This window comes from Mesorhizobium sp. NZP2234 (assembly GCF_013170765.1).
GTDB lineage: Bacteria > Pseudomonadota > Alphaproteobacteria > Rhizobiales > Rhizobiaceae > Mesorhizobium > Mesorhizobium loti_D.
This window is the reverse complement of sequence record NZ_CP033364.1, coordinates 1,075,393-1,092,632: the sequence shown is the minus strand read 5'-3', so window position 1 is coordinate 1,092,632 and position 17,240 is coordinate 1,075,393. Positions and strand designations below refer to the sequence as shown.

Sequence of the window (17,240 nt, the reverse complement as noted above, 5' to 3'; positions counted from 1 at the left end):
CATGAAAACTTGCTTAAATCCTCGGCATAAATGCAGCCCACGATTGTAGCAGGTTGTTTCCCCGGGGCCTGATCCCGAAGAGTTGGCGCCTGTCGTGCGCTGGATCAGCAGTCTGGCGCCGCGCGCGCTTGCTCGCTTTGCCGTTCCTGCTAAAAGGCGCTCCGACAATCCGTGACGCCCTTGCCCAAGCGTCCGCCATCGACGGAGCAGAAATGTCCAAGACCAAAGACGTCAAGAAAGTCGTGCTCGCCTATTCCGGCGGTCTCGACACATCCATCATCCTGAAATGGCTGCAGACCGAACTCGGCGCCGAGGTCGTCACCTTCACCGCCGACCTTGGCCAGGGCGGCGAGCTGGAGCCGGCGCGCCAGAAAGCCGAGATGATGGGCATCAAGGACATCCGCATCGTCGATGTGCGCGAGGAATTCGTCTCCGACTTCGTCTTCCCGATGTTTCGCGCCAACACCGTCTATGAGGGCACCTATCTGCTCGGCACGTCGATCGCGCGCCCGCTGATCTCCAAGCATCTCGTCGAGATCGCCAAGGAGACCGGCGCCGATGCGATCGCGCATGGCGCCACCGGCAAGGGCAACGACCAGGTGCGCTTCGAGCTGTCGGCCTATGCGCTGAACCCCGACATCAAGGTCATCGCACCGTGGCGCGACTGGTCGTTCAAGTCGCGCACCGACCTGATCAATTTCGCCGAGCAGCACCAGATCCCGGTTGCCAAGGACAAACGGGGCGAGGCGCCGTTCTCGGTCGACGCCAACCTTCTGCATTCCTCCTCCGAGGGCAAGGTTCTCGAAGATCCGTGGAGCGAGCCGCCGGAATTCGTCCACCAGCGCACCGTTTCGCCGATGGACGCGCCCGACAAGGTCACCGAGATCGAGATCGAATTCCTGAAGGGCGATCCGATCGCGCTCAACGGCAAGAAGCTGTCGCCGGCGACCATGCTGGCGGCGCTGAACGATCTTGGCCGCGACAATGGCATCGGCCGGCTCGACCTGGTCGAGAACCGCTTCGTCGGCATGAAATCGCGCGGCGTCTACGAGACACCGGGCGGCGCCATCCTGATCGTGGCCCACCGCGCCATTGAATCGATCACGCTCGACCGGGGTGCGGCGCACCTCAAGGACGAGTTCATGCCGCGCTACGCCGAACTCATCTACAATGGCTTCTGGTTCTCGCCCGAGCGCCTGATGCTGCAGGCGATGATCGACAAGAGCCAGGAAGACGTGGAAGGCACGGTGCGCCTCAAGCTCTACAAGGGCAATGTCATCGTCACCGGCCGCAAGTCGAAGAAGACGCTCTATTCCGACGCGCTGGTCACCTTCGAGGACGACCGCGGCGCCTACGACCAGAAGGACGCCGCCGGCTTCATCCGCCTCAATGCGCTCAGGCTGCGCACGCTGGCCGCGCGCAACCGCAACAAATAGGCATGCGCCGTCTCGGCCTGGTGCCGCTGGTTCTTCTGGCGGCACCGGCGGCGGCCGGGGATTTCGATCCCGCCTCTCTCGACCTCGCCGCGCTCATCGAATGCAGGGCCGACGTGCCGACCTATAACGGTTTTGCCCTTTGGCTGACCGGCGACCCCGGGACCGTTGAGAAGCTGGGCTGGAAAGAGGTTGCATCAGGCAATCCATTCCTCAGCCAGTATGAATTGCCCGCTCCGGTCCATGTCTTCGGGCGTGAGACGGCGACAATCGTCTTCACCGCGACAGGGCCGATGGCCGTGCTTGACGGCATTGCCGCGCCCGACCTCGCCCGGCGGCTCGATGTCCCGGCGACGGTCTCGACGCCAGACAAATTCCTCGGCGAGAAAGTCTTGGCCGAAAGCACCGAGGAGAGTGGCGGCGTGAACCTTTCCACGCGCGTCACGCTCAATGTGTCGACTGTCGATACCCATCCCGGCCAGACGCTGGCCGGCTGCTCCTATGTGATTGATGTCGGCGATTAGCAGGCAGCATCGGTCCCTTCAACGGGCCGAGCAAGGAGCGTGGCAACGCAGCGCGGACCCGGAGGATGACGGCATTGGAGAGGCTTCGGCCGAATTCCCGTTGCTGTTCAGCGCAACAAAAAGCCCGGCGCATGGCCGGGCTCTTGCTCGAAACAGAGGCTTCTATCAGTCGGCATCGATCGCGTCGGCGATGCGGGCGATGGCCTGCTGATAGACGTTTGCCGAATTCCAGCCGGCAATCGCGCCCATATTGGCGCTTGCGCTCGCGCCGGCCCTCCAGCCATGACCCTTGAGGTAGTTGGCGGTGGAAGCCAGCGCGGTGGCCTTGTCGCGCAGGTTTCCGTTGCCGACCGCATATTTCAGGACATTTCCGGGCAGGAACTGCGTGTGGCCGACCTCGCCATGCATGGCGCCGACCGACGAGGAGGTCAACGCGCCGCGATCGACCAGCTTCAGGGCCGCGATGGCATGTGGGTGGAAGTAGTCCGGGCGGCGGCAATCATAGGCAAGCGTCAAAATGGCGGAGATCGTATTCTGGTTGCCCATGGAAGCGCCGAAGCCGGTCTCCATGCCCCAGATGGCGAGCAGCACGCCTGGCGATACGCCATAATTCCGTTCGATCTGGTTGAACAGCGCCGCGTTCGACTTCTTCAGCGACCGGCCCTTGGAAATGATGGCCGCCCCGCCACGGCGCTTCATGAAGTCGTCCACCGAGCCGCTGAAAGCCTTGTGAATGGCGCGGTCTGCGGCGATCGTCCTTGTTGCGTAGGTCGCGCCGGCCAGGGCGGCCAGGCCCTTGGAGCCCACACCTTCGGCCTTGGCATCCGCGGCGAAATCCTGCTTCCAGGCATCGAAGCCGGCGCCGGTCTTGCCGCAACTCCCCGCCGCCTGCGCGCCCGTCGCCAGCCCCAGCACCGCCACCAGTGCGGCCGCTAAAATCCTACCCTTGGCAAGTATTGCCATGTCATTCTCCTGGTTGCCTGATTCACGTCCCGGCGGGAATTTGCCAGCGAAACGCGCCTTTGTCACCGTCCTGTGGCGCGATGCTGGCGAATGCCGGGGAATTTGCTTACGATCAAGTGATTATTGTGGCGGGGTCGAAATAGCATGGAAGACGTTGATGTCGTGATCATCGGCGCCGGCTCGGCGGATTGTCCGCGACCAGGACCGTGCGGGCGGCGAGCCTCTCCTTCAAGCCGCTCGAGGCATGGACCGCATGGCATGTCGCCGGACCGCTGATACAGTCCTGCGGCGGCGCGCGGCGGTCGGGCGAGGCGGTGGCCAGGCAGGTCGTCGCCCAGCTTGCGGCGAAATAGTCTCGATGGAATGCGGAACGCCGGCAGGCGGTTCGCGTTTGGGCACGGGCCGCCATGCACACCGTGCCTACTCTGATGAATCGAGACAGACATGAAACTCTTCGACTGCCCGCATTGCGGCCACCGTCTCTATTTCGAGAATGCGCAGTGCCTGAACTGCGGAAGCCTCGTGCTCTACGATCCCGAGGACGCCCGCTTTGCCCTGTCGGGCGCGGACGGCACCTTTCAGTGCATCAATGCCGATGAATGCGCCTGCAACTGGATGGCCGAGCCTGGGCGGGTTTTTTGCCGTGCCTGCCGGCTGAACCAGTTGATCCCCGATCTCTCCGTCGACGGCAACCGCCGCCGCTGGATCCGGGTCGAGGCGGCGAAGAAGCGCGCCATCTATTCGCTGCTCGCCTTCGGCCTGCCGGTGGCGCCCAAGCAGGCACCCACGGACGAGGCTGGCCTCGCCTTCGACTTCCTCGCCGATCCGATCGGCGGTGGGCCCGGCGGCGAACGCATCCTCACCGGCCATGACAATGGCCTGATCACGCTCAATGTCGCCGAGGCCGACTCCGCCGAGCGCGAGAAGCGTCGCGTCGAGATGGGTGAGAATTACCGCACGCTGCTCGGCCATTTCCGCCACGAACTCGGCCACTACTACTGGGATCGCCTGATCCGCGACGATGCACGGAGGCTGGATGCTTTCCGCGCCTTGTTCGGTGACGAGCGCGCCGATTACGAACAGGCGTTGAAGGCTTACTACGCTAATGGTGCCGCGCCCGACTGGCAGCAAGACCACATCTCGGCCTACGCCACCTCGCATCCCTGGGAGGACTGGGCCGAAACCTGGGCTCACCACCTGCACATCACCGACACGCTGGAGATGGTCCATGCGCTGAACTTCCCGCTCGGCCGGCTTGAGACGGTGGAGGCCAACGATTTGCCGCGGGGCGACACGGGCGGCGAACTGCAGGCGGCCCCGTCGGAACCCGCCAACACGCCCGAGCCCTTCGAGAAAATCCTTGCCCGCTGGCTGGTGCTGTCGGAGGCCTCCAATTCGATCAACCGCTGCATGGGTCTGCCCGATCTCTATCCCTTCGTCATTTCGGACACGACGGCGCGAAAACTGGCCTTCGTTCACGACCTTCTGACCGGCCTGCCGAAAGACGCGGGAACAAATCGTGAGGTAACGCCGGCGTTTTAGCCGGAACGCATGCGCGACTGCCCCGTTTTCACCGCCGAGGGACCATGAAAACGGAGAGAAACCATGAAATCCGTATTGTTTCCCGCAATCGCCGGGATGATGACCGTGATGTCGGGTGCCGCCTTTGCCGACACCGCCGTCTCGGCCGTCACCGATCTCAACGTGCGCGCCGGCCCCGGCCCGCAATATCCTGTCATCGGCGTGCTCGCCGCCGGCCAGTCGGCGACGCTCAACGGCTGCATCGAAAACAGCAAATGGTGCACCATCGCCGAAGCCGGCGGCCAGGGCTGGGTCTATTCCGACTATGTGACGGCCGATTTCAGCGGCACCCGGGTGGTGCTGACGCAGCGTCCGCATGGATCCAGCGTTGCTGTCGTCTCGCCGCCGAAAGACATCGGCGACTATTCGACCGACTATACCGGGGCGATCGTCGCCGGCGAGCCGGTCGAGGGCGCCTTTCCCCCGCCTCCGGCCGAGGTACGCACCTATGTCGATACGCATCGCCTCGACCCCGTCTATCTCGACGGCGAGGTGGTGACCGGCGCCACCTTGCCCGACACGGTCGAGTTGCGCGAAATTCCCGACTACAACTACCGCTATGTCTATGTGAACGGCCAGCCGGCGCTGATCGATCCGCAGACGCGGCGCATCATGTACGTGGTGCGTTGACGCAAACCAGCGGTCGCCCAAGCGGCCGCTGGCGACACCTGGGACCGTCGATCCCGCGGCACCCGAGCAACGCCTGGGTGCCGCGATGTGTCTACTTGCGCATTGATCCCTGACGAATTGCGATTCCGATTTCCGAACCCATCGGCTAGATCAGGAGATGATGGATTCGGGCGAGGGACCGAGCGTGACGATCGACGACACTGCCTTCGAACGCTACCGGCACTCGCCGAACGTAAGGACGACCTTGTTGCGTCTCTTCCTCGGAACGCTGGTCGTCGTCCTGCTTTGGGCCGTCACCACCGCGGCCGTGCTGTTCGGCGGCACCTATGCCTACTTCGCCTGGCAGACGGCTGCTTCGCCGTCCGGCATGCAGGATTTCCTCGCTTCGCCGATCGGCATCCTCAGCGCCCTCGCCTCCTTCGCCGGCATCTGGATCGGCCTGTGGATCGCCATGCGCTGGGTGCATGGCGAACCGCTGTCGGCGCTGCTTGGCGTCAGCCGGCGCGTCTCGTGGCCGGACTTCCTCAAGGGACTGGTCGCGGTGCTGATCACCTCGGCCCTATCCGAAATCCTGCTCTATTTGCTGCAGCCGGAGATCGCGCGTGGCACGATCAGCCTGTCCTCCTGGCTGCTGTTTGTGATCCCGATCGTCGCGCTCACTTTGCTGCAGACCTCGTCGGAGGAGGTGCTGTTTCGCGGCTACCTGCTGCGTGGCCTGGCCAACCGGTTCAGGAGCCCGCTCATCTGGGCGATGCTGCCGGGCCTGCTGTTCACCTCGCTGCACTGGAGCAGCGCTTCGTCGCTCGCCATCAACGCTTGCGTGCTGGTCTCGATCGCGGCCTTCGCGCTGCTTCTGACGCTCGTGGTCTACGCCACGGGCAACCTCGGTGCGGCGCTGGGCGCCCATCTCGGCAACAATCTGACCGGCTTCCTGCTGATCTCGCATCAGGAGAGCTACAACTCCTTTGCCCTGTTCACCGCGAGGCCGCTCGAAGGCCCCGGCTGGATGACGTCGGATGCCATTCTCATCGCCCTTATCGGCATCGCCTGCAGCCTGCTGACGATCGTGTTGCTGCTGCATTCCCGCTCGCCGCTGAAGGTCACGGCCGAGCTCCCGAGCGGCGCGAAGGCAGGCTGATTGGGGCGCGAGGAACGGCGCGAGCCGGCCCTTGTCTTGACTCCGCGGCCGATTTCCTGTCTACACGCCTCGAATTCCGCGACGAGTATCCCTCCGAGCAAGCCGACCAGGACGCCGAAGCCTCTTTGAGGCCAAGTGCTGTAAACAGATCCTGGAGGCCAACACCCGGCAGCGCTGTGCGCCCCCGGGTGCTTTTTGGTTTTGGGCTTTGCTTTTGCTTGGACAGTTGGCGCGAACGCATTACCTCTCGGATCGAACCCGAACCGAGATTGAAGGACGATCGATGTTTGAATCGCTGCAGGAGCGTCTTGGCTCCATCCTGAACGGCCTGACAGGCCGCGGCGCGCTGTCGGAGGCGGATGTCTCGGCGGCGCTGCGTGAGGTGCGCCGTGCGCTGCTCGAGGCGGACGTGGCGCTGGAAGTGGTGCGGTCCTTCACCGACAAGGTGCGCGAGAAGGCCGTCGGCGCCGCGGTCCTCAAGTCGATCAAACCCGGCCAGATGGTCGTCAAGATCGTCCATGACGAGCTGGTCGACATGCTGGGCGCCGAGGGCGTCGCCATCGACCTCAATGCGCCGGCGCCCGTCGTCATCATGATGGTCGGCCTGCAGGGCTCCGGCAAGACGACCACCTCGGCCAAGATCGCCAACCGGCTGACCGAGCGGCAGAACAAGAAGGTCCTGATGGCCTCGCTCGACACGCGGCGTCCCGCCGCGCAGGAGCAGCTGCGCCAGCTCGGCGAGCAGGTCAAGGTCGCGACGCTGCCGATCATTGCCGGCCAGAACCCGGTCGATATCGCCAAGCGCGCCGTGCAGGCGGCCAAGCTCGGCGGCCACGACGTCGTTATCCTCGACACCGCCGGCCGCACGCATATCGACGAGCCGCTGATGGTCGAGATGGCCGACATCAAGAAGGTGTCGAGCCCGCACGAAATCCTGCTGGTGGCGGATTCGCTGACCGGCCAGGACGCCGTCAATCTGGCGAAGAGCTTCGACGACCGTGTCGGCATCACCGGCCTTGTGCTGACCCGCATGGACGGCGACGGTCGCGGTGGTGCCGCCCTTTCGATGCGCGCCGTCACTGGCAAGCCGATCAAGCTGATCGGCACCGGTGAGAAGATGGACGGGCTGGAGGAATTCCACCCCAAGCGCATCGCCGACCGCATCCTCGGCATGGGCGACATCGTCTCGCTCGTCGAAAAGGCCGCCGAGAACATCGACGCCGAGCAAGCGGCGGCGATGGCCAAGAAGATGCAATCGGGCAAGTTCGACCTGAACGACCTCGCCCAGCAGCTTCAGCAGATGTCGAAGATGGGCGGCATGGGCGGCATCATGGGCATGATGCCCGGCATGGGCAAGATGAAGGACCAGATGGCCGCCGCCGGCCTCGACGACAAGATGTTCGGCCGCCAGCTTGCCATCATCTCCTCGATGACCAAGGCCGAGCGCGCCAATCCGGATATGCTCAAGCACTCGCGCAAGAAGCGCATCGCCGCCGGCTCCGGCACCGACGCGGCCGAGATCAACAAGCTCCTGAAGATGCATCGCGGCATGGCCGACATGATGAAGGCGATGGGCGGCAAGGGCAAAGGCGGCGGCCTCATGCGCGGCATGATGGGCGGCCTCGCCTCCAAGATGGGCCTTGGCGGCATGATGCCCGGCGGCCCAGGGGGTATGATGGGCGGCGGCATGCCCGATCTGTCGAAGATGGATCCCAAGCAGTTGGAAGCCTTGCAGAAGCAGGCGCAGGCCGCGGGCCTCGGCGGCATGAAAGGCTTGCCGGGGGGTCTTCCCGGCGGCGGCCTGCCCGGTCTGCCCGGCGGCATGAAACTTCCGGGGCTTCCCGGCCTCGGCGGTGGCGGACTGCCTGGGCTTGGCAAGAAGAAGTGAGGAAGCTGTGAACGAAGAAAAAGACATGGCCGACGCCCGCACCATCCTGGCCGGCTATCGCGCCTCGATCGACAACATCGATGCCGCCCTCATCCACATGCTGGCCGAGCGCTTCCGCTGCACCAAGGCGGTCGGCGTGCTCAAGGCCGAGCATGGCCTGCCGCCGGCCGACCCGGCGCGCGAACAGCAGCAGATCGCCCGCCTTCGCCAGCTGGCGAAGGACGCGCATCTCGACCCCGATTTCGCGGAGAAGTTCCTGAACTTCGTCGTCCGCGAAGTGATCCGCCACCACGAACAGATCGCCGCTGCCAACGGCGTGACGAAAACCGGCTGACCGGTGCATGTCGCCCGAAAGTGCTCAGCGGTTTTGGGACAACGACATGCACAGACAAGAAATTCAGCCACAAACCGATCAACGAAATCAGAGCTTTTAGGAGAAAAGAAATGGCACTGAAGATCAGACTGGCCCGTGCGGGCTCGAAGAAGCGTCCTTACTACCACGTCGTCGTTGCCGACGCCCGTTCGCCGCGCGACGGCCGGTTCATCGAGTCGCTCGGCTCGTGGAACCCGCTGCTTCCGAAGGACGGCGAGCGCGTCAAGGTTGACGCCGATCGCGTCAAGCACTGGCTGTCGCACGGCGCCCAGCCGACCGACCGCGTGCTGCGCTTCCTCGACGAGGCGGGCCTTGCCAAGCGCGACGCCCGCTCCAACCCGAAGAAGGCGGAGCCCGGCAAGAAGGCCCAGGAACGCGCAGCCCTTCTGAAGAAGGCGCAGGAAGACGCAGCCGCCGCGGTTGCCGCCGCTGCCGCAGCACCCGCCGAGGCGGAAGCCGCCACGGCCGAATAAATATTGGTTCATCGCATCGACGAAACGGCGGGCCTGTGCCCGCCGTTTTGCCGACTAAAGTCCAGTGCCGGTCAATAGCCGCTCGGGCAGCGGTCTACATAGACACGGCCGTGACGATCGCGATAACGGCATTGGCCGCTTTCGCTGGCATGGCCTATCAGGGCGCCCGCAACGGCGCCAACGGCGCCTCCGACGACAGCACCTTGGACCGGATCTCCGGCCACGGCCGCGCCGATCGCAGCACCGCCAAGGCCACCGACCGCGGCGCCTTTTTCCGTCTGCGAGCACGCACCGAGCGCCGTCGCCAATACCAGAATAGCCAGGATTTTCTTCATTTTCGTTCCTCTCTCACGCGGGTCGCCGTCTCGCCGCCGACTCCTTAACTCTCAGACGGCTGATTTGATCCCGAGGAGAATGACGATCTCGACCTTTCTCGCTTGAGCGAGCAGTATCGTCCCACGCCGATCATGCCTCGCCGAGGCGCTTCAGATTGGCGAGACCAACCTCGAAATCCCGGCCGATCAGCGTGTCGAAATTCATGAACAGGCCCATCAGCTTGGCGATGAAGGGGCGGCTGCCGCGCATGGCCCAGCTGACGGCGGTGTTGTCGCCCGAAGGCGTCAAGGTGAAGTCGACGCTGTTGTTGGCCCGGAACGGCTTCTCGAAATCGAGCTTGAGCGACACCAGCGAGTACGGCACCGAATTGACAATCTCCATGCGCCCCTTGCCGGCCTTGCCATTGCCTTCCCAGGCATAGACGGCGCCCTTGCCGCTTTGCGCGCCGGAGAGAGCGCGCTTCATGTTGGGGTCAAGCTTTTCGTAAGGCGACCAAGCCGGCCAGCGACTGAAATCATCGATCAGCGGGAAGATCGCTTCCGGCGGAGCCTTGATGGTGGCGGTGCGGGTGGTGACGAAATCATTGGGCCGAGTCGCGGCATGGATGAGGACGGCGGCGATGATGACGAGCAGAATGATGAGGATGATGCTGAACATTTTTCTCTCCCAAGGCAATTCCAGGAAAAGTGTGAAGCGATCTCCCCGAGAAAGCGCATGGCGCTTCCTTGGGGAATTGGGCCAAAACAATGTGCTTATCGGCTGAAAGGGATCAATGCGCGCAGCCTGGGGTCGCGCAGATAGAGGCCGCCCCACAGTATGACACCGAGATAAACGCCGAACAGCGTGTGCGAGAACAGCGGGCTGTCGATGCGCAGCTTGGTTGCGATGGCGCCGCCCATATAGGCGGTTAGCAGGATGGCGCCGAGCACCGAAGTGCGCGACCAGGCGTAGAGCGCCGTCGACACCAGGCCGATGACGCCAAGCAAGCGGGCCATATCAGGATCTGCTGGCCAGCCAAGCGGCACCATGGTCTGGGTGACGATGTCGAGTGGCGGCAATTTAATGGCGCCGTCGAAGATCATGAACAGCACGATGATGCCGCTGAGTACGCGGCCGGTCCACAGGGCGCCAGTCGAAACGGGTGCGGCTTCGGAAATGCTCATTGATGTTCCCTCCGGTGATTCAGGTTCAGGCACGCCGGCCTTCTTGGCGAAGGTCGATCCAAGGACGCGCGTCGGCACGATGACCCGACACACCACGGATTCTTTTTGCTGTCCGGTGCGGCGGCCCGCGACGCGACATCGGGACCGCGCTTCGTTCAAAGCGTCTTGAGATAGGCCTCCAGGCGCGCGTAGCTCGCCATCACCATCTGGCCGAAGCCCATCTTCACCGCCATGTCCCGGGCGGCGATCGAGTTGGCGCGGATAGTGGCGACGATCCGCGTCCCGCCGCCGAAATCCTCGAACACGATAGTCGTCACCATATTGGGTGCGGGCAGGCTGTCCTGCCATTGGCTGCGGTCGAGCGGCGCGTCGCGGTAGACGATCCGTTCCGGCGGGGCGATCTCAAGGTAGACGCTGTTGGTTGGATACTCGCTGCCGTCGGCGAAACGCATAGTCAGGCGCCATTCGCCACCCGGCCGCACATCCATCTGGCAGATCGGGTAGCTCGATCCTTCCGGCCCCCAGAACCGCACCAGATGATAGGGATCGGTAAACAGCTTGAACATCAGAGCACGCGGCGCATCGAACGTCCTGGTGATGATGATCGCCGGGTCGGCGGACGGAAGTTCTATCGACTGATCTGTCACTTTTTCCCCTCTTTGAATGGGCCGGCGGCTTCAGCTATGGCTGACGTCGGGATCTCCCTTTTGCAAGGCCTGCAGATAGGTTTCGAGCCGATCGAACCGCCCGTCCCACAGCACGCGATAGGATTCTAGCCACGCGTCGATCTCGCGCAGTGGCTCCGGCTGCAGGCGGCGCGGCCGGAACTGCGCGTCACGGCCGCGCACTACAAGGCCGGCACGTTCCAGCACCTTGAGATGCTTCGACACCGCCGGAAAGCTCATGGCAAACGGCTCCGCCAGCTCCGTCACCGAAGCCTCGCCGCGCGACAACCGCGCCAGGATGGCGCGCCGCGTCGGGTCTGCAAGCGCAGCGAGGGTCAGGCTGAGACTGTCGGTCGTCATGCTTATCAAACCAAATGGTTATATAACCTTTTAGTTTGATACGAGACTCGGGCCGATACGTCAAGGCCCGCGTTGAGGTGGCCGAAATGCCACTCGCCAGACCCGTGCGGTTCGAATGCCCGCAGAACCAGGACTTGCTATGAGAAATAGAACTTTTCGGCCGGGAGCATTTTCGGCGGTGTTTCGCCAAGTGCCTCGAACACCGAGATCTCGCAGACGCGGCACAGGCCGTCGAGGGCGAGGTCGTTGGCCTCGGTGCCGAAAGGATCCTCGAGCTCTTCCGAAAGCGCGTCGAGGCCGAAGAAGGTGTAGGCGATCAGCGCGGTGAACAGCGGCGTCGCCCAGCCCGTGGTCGAGATCAGCCCGATCGGCAGGAGAAGGCAGACGATGTAGGCCGTGCGATGCACAAGCAGCGTATAGGCGAAGGGCAAGGGCGTGCCGGCGATCCGCTCGCAGCCGGCCTGGATGGCGGTGATCGACGCCAGCCTTTCATCGAGGATGCGGAAGCCGATCGAATCGACCTCGCCCGCCCGGCGCTGCGCGTTGGCGCGCCGGCCCATGCGCCTGACCATCTCATCCGCCGGATTGGCAAAGGCTGCAACCGTCTCCGCTTCGGCGTCGATAAAGGCACGGGCGTCCTTGATGCTGTCGGTCTTGCGCAACTGGCCGCGCAGGAAATGGCAGAAGGCCAGCGCCTCCATGAGCAAGGCACGCTGTTCGGCCGGATCGGCGATCAGGCTGGTGGTGGCGCGCGCCAGGTTGCGGACTTCGAAGACCAGCGTGCCCCACAGCTTGCGTGCCTCCCACCAGCGGTCATAGGCGGCGTTGTTGCGGAACGACAGATAGATGGACAGCGTCACGCCCACCAATCCGAACGGCGCGATGTTGAAGACGCCGAGATCGAGCTTGAACCACCGCGCCAGGGCAAGGATGACCGCCGAATAGATGGCGAACCCAAAGATCTGCGGCAGGATGCGCGGCACCACGGAACCGCGCATGATGAAGAACAGCTGCAGGAAGTTGGGGCGCGGGCGAACGATCATGGGCGGCTCTTTCACGGACCGGCATCGGCCCTCAACTCCTGTATTGTGCGATGCGCCAGATCCGCAAGCCCAGCCGTCAGCGACATCGCGATGTCGCGCGCCCGGTGTGCGGACTATCGCCATGTACAGGTTACGGATACTGGGAAGCCTGCGGGCCATGGCCCGCCCGAGACAGGCGAGAAGAGAAGAATGGCCGGCGAAACCGATCTGAAGACCCTGTTGGCGTCAATGACACCGGAACTGCTCGACAGCATCTATGTCTTTGTCACGCTGGCGCCTGGAGTTTCCCAGCCGAAGAACCTCGACCCCGTGATGCTGTTCCGCGAGCACGAGGGCACGACACTGATCGTGACGGAGGAGGCAGCAAAGGCAGCCGGACTGACCGCCTCGTTCCGCTGCCGGATGATCACGCTGAACATCCACTCATCGCTGGAAGCCGTCGGCTTCCTCGCCGCCATCACCACACGGCTGGCCAGCGCCGGCATGGGCGTCAATCCGGTTTCGGCATTCTATCACGATCATCTGTTCGTGCCGGCCGAGCGGGCGGAGGAGGCAATATTCTTGTTGCGGGGACTGGCGGCAGGGAACGGACGGGCTCGGTAAGCGGTCAGTGTCCGCGGACATACAGAATATCCGGCAGGCCTTCCTCGTTGGTGGTGCCATCGCCGAACGCTTCCGCACGGAACCCATGGCGCTCATAGAAGCGCCGGGCGCCGGTGTTGGCCTGGAAGCAATGGAGTTTCACGACCGGCAGGGCAGCGGTCGCGTCGATCAGCAACCGGCTGCCTATGCCATGCCCCGTCCAGGCCGGGTCGAGGTAGAGTTGTTCGACCCAATCGCCGCTGACGGCGATGAAGCCGACAATCGCGCCACCGGCTTCCGCGACCGTCACCTGCTGCCGTGGCAGCACGATGTCGCGAATGAAGAAGAGGTCTTCCTCCGGCGTATGCAGCACCGGCATCCAGTCGAAAGCGTTGAGCGACGCGCGCATCATGGTCGCGATGGCGGCGGCATCCGAACCGATAGCCGGGCGCAGAGTGATTTTGGTGCGATCGCTCATAGGCCGGCGCCGCCCCTGGTCCCCCTACCGGGACCTTCTCCCCGTAACGGGGAGAAGGGAGCTAACGGCCAAAGGCCGAGCCCGCGACAGCGGGCCGCCGGTCGTCCGGCGCCCCCGCGGAGTGCCCGCCGCGCAAGCGGCGGTACGGCCCGTGAGCGAAAACTAAACGCCGTCAGGCCGCCTTCTTCTTTGGCTGGATCAGGCCGCGCTCGACCAAAAGCTCGGCGATCTGCACCGCGTTGAGCGCCGCGCCCTTGCGCAGATTGTCCGACACCACCCACATCGACAGGCCGTTGTCAACGGTCGAATCCTCGCGGATGCGCGATATGAAGGTGGCGTCCTCGCCAGCCGATTCGAGCGGCGTGATGTAGCCGCCATCCTCGCGCTTGTCCAAGACCTGGCAGCCAGGAGCGTCGCGCAGGATATCGCGCGCCTCGTCGGCAGTGATGGGCTTCTCGAACTCGATATTGACCGCTTCCGAATGGCCGATGAACACCGGCACGCGCACGCAGGTCGCCGTCAGCTTGATCTTGGGGTCGAGCATCTTCTTGGTCTCGGCGACCATCTTCCACTCTTCCTTGGTGAAGCCGTCGTCGAGGAAGACATCGATATGCGGGATGACGTTGAAGGCGATGCGCTTGGTGAACTTCTTGACGTCGACCTGGTCGGCGACAAACACCGCGCGGGTCTGGGTAAAGAGCTCGTCCATGCCTTCCTTGCCGGCGCCCGACACCGACTGGTAGGTGGCGACGACGACGCGCTTGATGGTGGCGAAATCGTGCAGCGGCTTCAGCGCCACGACGAGCTGCGCCGTCGAGCAGTTCGGGTTGGCGATGATGTTCTTGCGCGTGAACAGCGAGATCGCGTCCGGGTTCACTTCCGGCACGATCAGCGGGACGTCCTGGTCGTAGCGGAAGGCCGACGAATTATCGATGACGACGCAGCCCTGCTTGCCGATCTTCGGCGACCATTCCTTGGAGACATTGCCGCCGGCCGACATGATGCAGATGTCGGTGTCGGAAAAATCATACTGGTCGAGCGTCCTGACCTTCAGCGTGCGGTCGCCGAACGACACTTCCGTGCCCTGGCTGCGCCGCGAGGCCAGCGCCACCACTTCGCTTACCGGAAAGCCGCGCTCCTCCAGTATGTTGAGCATTTCCCGGCCCACATTGCCCGTGGCGCCGACGACTGCAACCTTGAAACTCATCTGATATCTCCTGTCCCTCTCCGCTTGGTTTTTGGAGAAAACCCGCCGGCCGATGCGGGTTCCGTCCCCCGGGCCGGACCCGGGAGAGGGTGGTTAGGCCAAGGGAATCACACCGTTTTGGTGGTGGTTTTGCCAGTTTTCTCGGCCAAGAATGGGGTTTTGCTGGAACGGACGGACGCGTCCAAGCGCCCGGCCCAATGCTTAACATTGTGGCTGGGGGCGTCGAATGCAAGAAGAGCCATCAAAAGGCCGCGCATCGAAGACAATCCCGTTCGAGGCGGGCTTTTACGCGGTTTGCGGCAGGAGTCAATTGGCGGCGTCGCATGGCCTTCATGGCGCGCCCTGTACAAGAGCGACGCCAAGAAGTACGTACGGCCAAGATTGTTTGGCTGGCGCGGCGCCGGCCCCGGCTCGTGCTCCATGATGAGCGCAGACCCCTGAATTCCGAAAGAGCGAGATGTCCAACTTCGAAGGTATTGTTCCCGCGCTGGCAAAGGCGCTGGAAAAACGTGGCTATGCCGAGCTGACGCCGGTGCAGAAGGCAGTGCTGGAACTCGGCCAGGCCGACGCATTGGTGTCGGCGCAGACCGGTTCGGGCAAGACAGTGGCCTTCGGCCTTGCCATGGCCCCGACGCTGCTCGACGGCGCGGAACGTTTTGGCGCGGCCACGGCACCGCTGGCACTGGCGGTGGCGCCGACGCGGGAGCTGGCGCTGCAGGTGACGCGCGAACTGGAATGGCTTTACGAGCCGACCGGCGCCACCGTGGCGTCCTGCGTCGGCGGCATGGACATGCGCACCGAGCGGCGCGCGCTGGAGCGCGGCGCCCACATCGTCGTCGGTACGCCCGGCCGGCTGCGCGACCACATCACACGGCAATCGCTCGACATGTCGGCGCTCAAGGCCGTGGTGCTCGACGAGGCCGACGAGATGCTCGACCTCGGCTTTCGCGAAGACCTTGAATTCATCCTCGACGCCGCCCCGGCCGAGCGCCGCACGCTGATGTTCTCGGCCACCGTGCCGCGCTCGATCGCGACGCTGGCTCAAGGGTACCAGCGCGATGCCGTGCGCATCTCCGCCGCCGGCGAGGAGAAGCAGCATCTCGACATCGAATACCGGGCGCTGAACGTCGCCCAGGCCGATCGCGAGAACGCCATCATCAACGTGCTGCGTTTCTATGAGGCGAAGAACGCGCTGGTGTTCTGCAACACGCGCGCCGCCGTCAATCATCTCACCGCGCGCTTCAACAACCGCAATTTTTCGGTCGTGGCGCTGTCGGGCGAGCTCAGCCAGAATGAGCGCAGCCACGCGCTGCAGGCCATGCGCGACGGCCGCGCCAAGGTCTGCATCGCGACGGACGTCGCCGCGCGCGGCATCGACCTGCCCAATCTCGAACTGGTTATCCACGCCGATCTGCCGACCAACCCGGAAACGCTGCTGCACCGCAGCGGCCGCACCGGGCGCGCCGGGCGCAAGGGCGTCAGCGCGCTGATCGTGCCGGGCAGCGCCCGCAGGCGCACCGAACGGCTGCTGCAGAACGCCGGCCTGAAGGCGACATGGGCAAGCCCGCCCTCGGCCGACGACGTGATCCGCCGCGACGACGAGCGCATCCTCGCCGACCCGGCCTTCGATGAGCCGGTGAAGGATGACGAGCGCACCTTCATCGACGCGCTTCTCTCCCGTCATGGCGCCGAGCAGGTGGCGGCCGCCTTCGTGCGCCAGTGCCGCGCCAGCCGTTCGGCGCCCGAGGATCTGATGGACGTCGCCCCGTTCACGCCTTCGCGTGAACGAACGCCGGGCGAGAAATTCACGCCCCGCGACGAGGCGCCCAGCCGCCGCGACGATTTCGGCGCCAGCGTCTGGTTCTCGCTTTCGGTCGGGCGCCGGCAGAATGCCGAGCCGCGCTGGCTGATCCCGATGCTGTGCCGGGCCGGCAGCATCTCCAAGCGCGAGATCGGCGCCATCAAGATGCAGCCGGAGGAGACTTTCGTGCAGATCGCGGCGGACTGGGCCGATCGTTTTCTGGCCGCCATCGGACCCGACCGCAAATTGCAGGGCAACATCGTGGTGAAGCGGCTCGAGGGCACGCCGGATCTGTCGCGCGCCGGCTACCAGCCGCCAAGCCCGGAAAAGAAACCGCATCGCGGCAAGGCGCCATTCGATCCGAACGCGCCGAAGGGCAAATTCGCGAAGCGCGCACCGGCCGCAGCCGACCAGCGCCCGGCAGCCGCGCATGAGGCAAAGCCCTGGGCAAGGAAGCCGGGCAAGCCGAAATTCGACAATGCCGGCCCGCCAAAGCACAAGAAGCCGAAGCGGCCATCGTAAGACCCGCTGAAGCGGCGAGCCGTCGCGGTCACGGCGCCTGGTGTTCCGCACGCCGCCCGCGCGCACTCTCCTTCAGACCG

20 protein-coding genes are annotated in these 17,240 nt (G+C 64.4%); 11 read left to right on the top strand and 9 right to left on the bottom strand.

Annotated elements, in window-relative coordinates:
- Window positions 1–212: 212 nt before the first annotated feature.
- Both EB230_RS05220 and EB230_RS05215 read left to right on the top strand, forming a co-directional pair.
- Window positions 213–1,436 carry an argininosuccinate synthase gene (locus EB230_RS05220; protein WP_172371699.1) on the top strand — a complete coding sequence of 408 codons (1,224 nt, stop codon included), beginning with the start codon at window positions 213–215 and terminating at the stop codon, window positions 1,434–1,436.
- Window positions 1,437–1,438: 2 nt separating this feature from the next.
- Window positions 1,439–1,957, top strand: a complete 519-nt coding sequence (locus EB230_RS05215; protein WP_172371697.1) for a hypothetical protein — start codon at window positions 1,439–1,441, stop codon at window positions 1,955–1,957.
- Window positions 1,958–2,122: 165 nt separating this feature from the next.
- Here the strand turns inward: EB230_RS05215 and EB230_RS05210 are convergent, their stop codons facing one another.
- Window positions 2,123–2,920: a lytic transglycosylase domain-containing protein gene (locus tag EB230_RS05210; RefSeq protein ID WP_056576392.1), complete on the bottom strand. Its 798-nt coding sequence runs from the start codon at window positions 2,918–2,920 to the stop codon at window positions 2,123–2,125.
- Between the two features lie 188 nt (window positions 2,921–3,108).
- Here EB230_RS05210 and EB230_RS05205 point away from each other — a divergent pair, with 188 nt between their 5' ends.
- The 7 genes from EB230_RS05205 to rpsP all read left to right on the top strand — a co-directional run bounded on the left by EB230_RS05205 (window position 3,109) and on the right by rpsP (window position 9,003).
- Window positions 3,109–3,273, top strand: coding sequence for a hypothetical protein (locus EB230_RS05205; protein WP_172370950.1), 165 nt, complete (start codon window positions 3,109–3,111; stop codon window positions 3,271–3,273).
- 91 nt (window positions 3,274–3,364) lie between these two features.
- Window positions 3,365–4,462 carry a putative zinc-binding metallopeptidase gene (locus EB230_RS05200; RefSeq protein ID WP_172371695.1) on the top strand — a complete coding sequence of 366 codons (1,098 nt, stop codon included), beginning with the start codon at window positions 3,365–3,367 and terminating at the stop codon, window positions 4,460–4,462.
- A 63-nt stretch (window positions 4,463–4,525) separates the two neighbouring features.
- Window positions 4,526–5,131, top strand: a complete 606-nt coding sequence (locus EB230_RS05195) for a DUF1236 domain-containing protein (RefSeq protein ID WP_172371693.1) — start codon at window positions 4,526–4,528, stop codon at window positions 5,129–5,131.
- A gap of 160 nt (window positions 5,132–5,291) precedes the next feature.
- Entirely contained in the window at window positions 5,292–6,269 is a 978-nt protein-coding gene (locus EB230_RS05190; RefSeq protein WP_246738976.1) for a type II CAAX endopeptidase family protein, read from the top strand.
- A gap of 283 nt (window positions 6,270–6,552) precedes the next feature.
- Entirely contained in the window at window positions 6,553–8,157 is a 1,605-nt protein-coding gene (gene ffh / locus EB230_RS05185) for a signal recognition particle protein (RefSeq protein WP_056574454.1), read from the top strand.
- A gap of 7 nt (window positions 8,158–8,164) precedes the next feature.
- Window positions 8,165–8,491, top strand: coding sequence for a chorismate mutase (locus tag EB230_RS05180; protein ID WP_019862096.1), 327 nt, complete (start codon window positions 8,165–8,167; stop codon window positions 8,489–8,491).
- Window positions 8,492–8,601: 110 nt separating this feature from the next.
- Entirely contained in the window at window positions 8,602–9,003 is a 402-nt protein-coding gene (gene rpsP / locus EB230_RS05175) for a 30S ribosomal protein S16 (RefSeq protein WP_010912392.1), read from the top strand.
- 71 nt (window positions 9,004–9,074) lie between these two features.
- Here rpsP and EB230_RS05170 read toward each other — a convergent pair whose 3' ends face one another.
- The 6 genes from EB230_RS05170 to EB230_RS05145 form a co-directional block, all read right to left on the bottom strand.
- Window positions 9,075–9,338, bottom strand: coding sequence for a YMGG-like glycine zipper-containing protein (locus EB230_RS05170; protein ID WP_172371691.1), 264 nt, complete (start codon window positions 9,336–9,338; stop codon window positions 9,075–9,077).
- Between the two features lie 130 nt (window positions 9,339–9,468).
- Complete coding sequence (locus EB230_RS05165; RefSeq protein ID WP_172371690.1) at window positions 9,469–9,996, bottom strand: SRPBCC family protein; 528 nt, start codon at window positions 9,994–9,996, stop codon at window positions 9,469–9,471.
- A gap of 95 nt (window positions 9,997–10,091) precedes the next feature.
- Complete coding sequence (locus tag EB230_RS05160; RefSeq protein WP_172371688.1) at window positions 10,092–10,502, bottom strand: DoxX family protein; 411 nt, start codon at window positions 10,500–10,502, stop codon at window positions 10,092–10,094.
- A gap of 155 nt (window positions 10,503–10,657) precedes the next feature.
- Complete coding sequence (locus EB230_RS05155; RefSeq protein ID WP_172371686.1) at window positions 10,658–11,149, bottom strand: SRPBCC domain-containing protein; 492 nt, start codon at window positions 11,147–11,149, stop codon at window positions 10,658–10,660.
- A gap of 30 nt (window positions 11,150–11,179) precedes the next feature.
- The gene (locus EB230_RS05150) at window positions 11,180–11,527 is read right to left on the bottom strand and encodes a metalloregulator ArsR/SmtB family transcription factor (protein WP_172371684.1); all 348 of its coding nucleotides are present in this window, start codon (window positions 11,525–11,527) and stop codon (window positions 11,180–11,182) included.
- A 137-nt stretch (window positions 11,528–11,664) separates the two neighbouring features.
- Complete coding sequence (locus tag EB230_RS05145; protein WP_056574448.1) at window positions 11,665–12,570, bottom strand: bestrophin family protein; 906 nt, start codon at window positions 12,568–12,570, stop codon at window positions 11,665–11,667.
- Between the two features lie 189 nt (window positions 12,571–12,759).
- On the opposite strand from EB230_RS05145, the gene EB230_RS05140 reads away from it, so the two are divergent.
- Window positions 12,760–13,173 carry an ACT domain-containing protein gene (locus EB230_RS05140; RefSeq protein WP_172371682.1) on the top strand — a complete coding sequence of 138 codons (414 nt, stop codon included), beginning with the start codon at window positions 12,760–12,762 and terminating at the stop codon, window positions 13,171–13,173.
- A gap of 4 nt (window positions 13,174–13,177) precedes the next feature.
- Here EB230_RS05140 and EB230_RS05135 read toward each other — a convergent pair whose 3' ends face one another.
- Together EB230_RS05135 and EB230_RS05130 are read right to left on the bottom strand one after the other, a co-directional pair.
- Window positions 13,178–13,630 carry a GNAT family N-acetyltransferase gene (locus EB230_RS05135; RefSeq protein ID WP_056574443.1) on the bottom strand — a complete coding sequence of 151 codons (453 nt, stop codon included), beginning with the start codon at window positions 13,628–13,630 and terminating at the stop codon, window positions 13,178–13,180.
- A gap of 172 nt (window positions 13,631–13,802) precedes the next feature.
- A complete protein-coding gene (locus tag EB230_RS05130) occupies window positions 13,803–14,837 on the bottom strand; it encodes an aspartate-semialdehyde dehydrogenase (RefSeq protein WP_056574440.1) in 1,035 nt (344 codons plus the stop codon).
- Between the two features lie 457 nt (window positions 14,838–15,294).
- On the opposite strand from EB230_RS05130, the gene EB230_RS05125 reads away from it, so the two are divergent.
- Window positions 15,295–17,160 carry a DEAD/DEAH box helicase gene (locus EB230_RS05125; RefSeq protein WP_172371680.1) on the top strand — a complete coding sequence of 622 codons (1,866 nt, stop codon included), beginning with the start codon at window positions 15,295–15,297 and terminating at the stop codon, window positions 17,158–17,160.
- Window positions 17,161–17,240 lie beyond the last annotated feature (80 nt).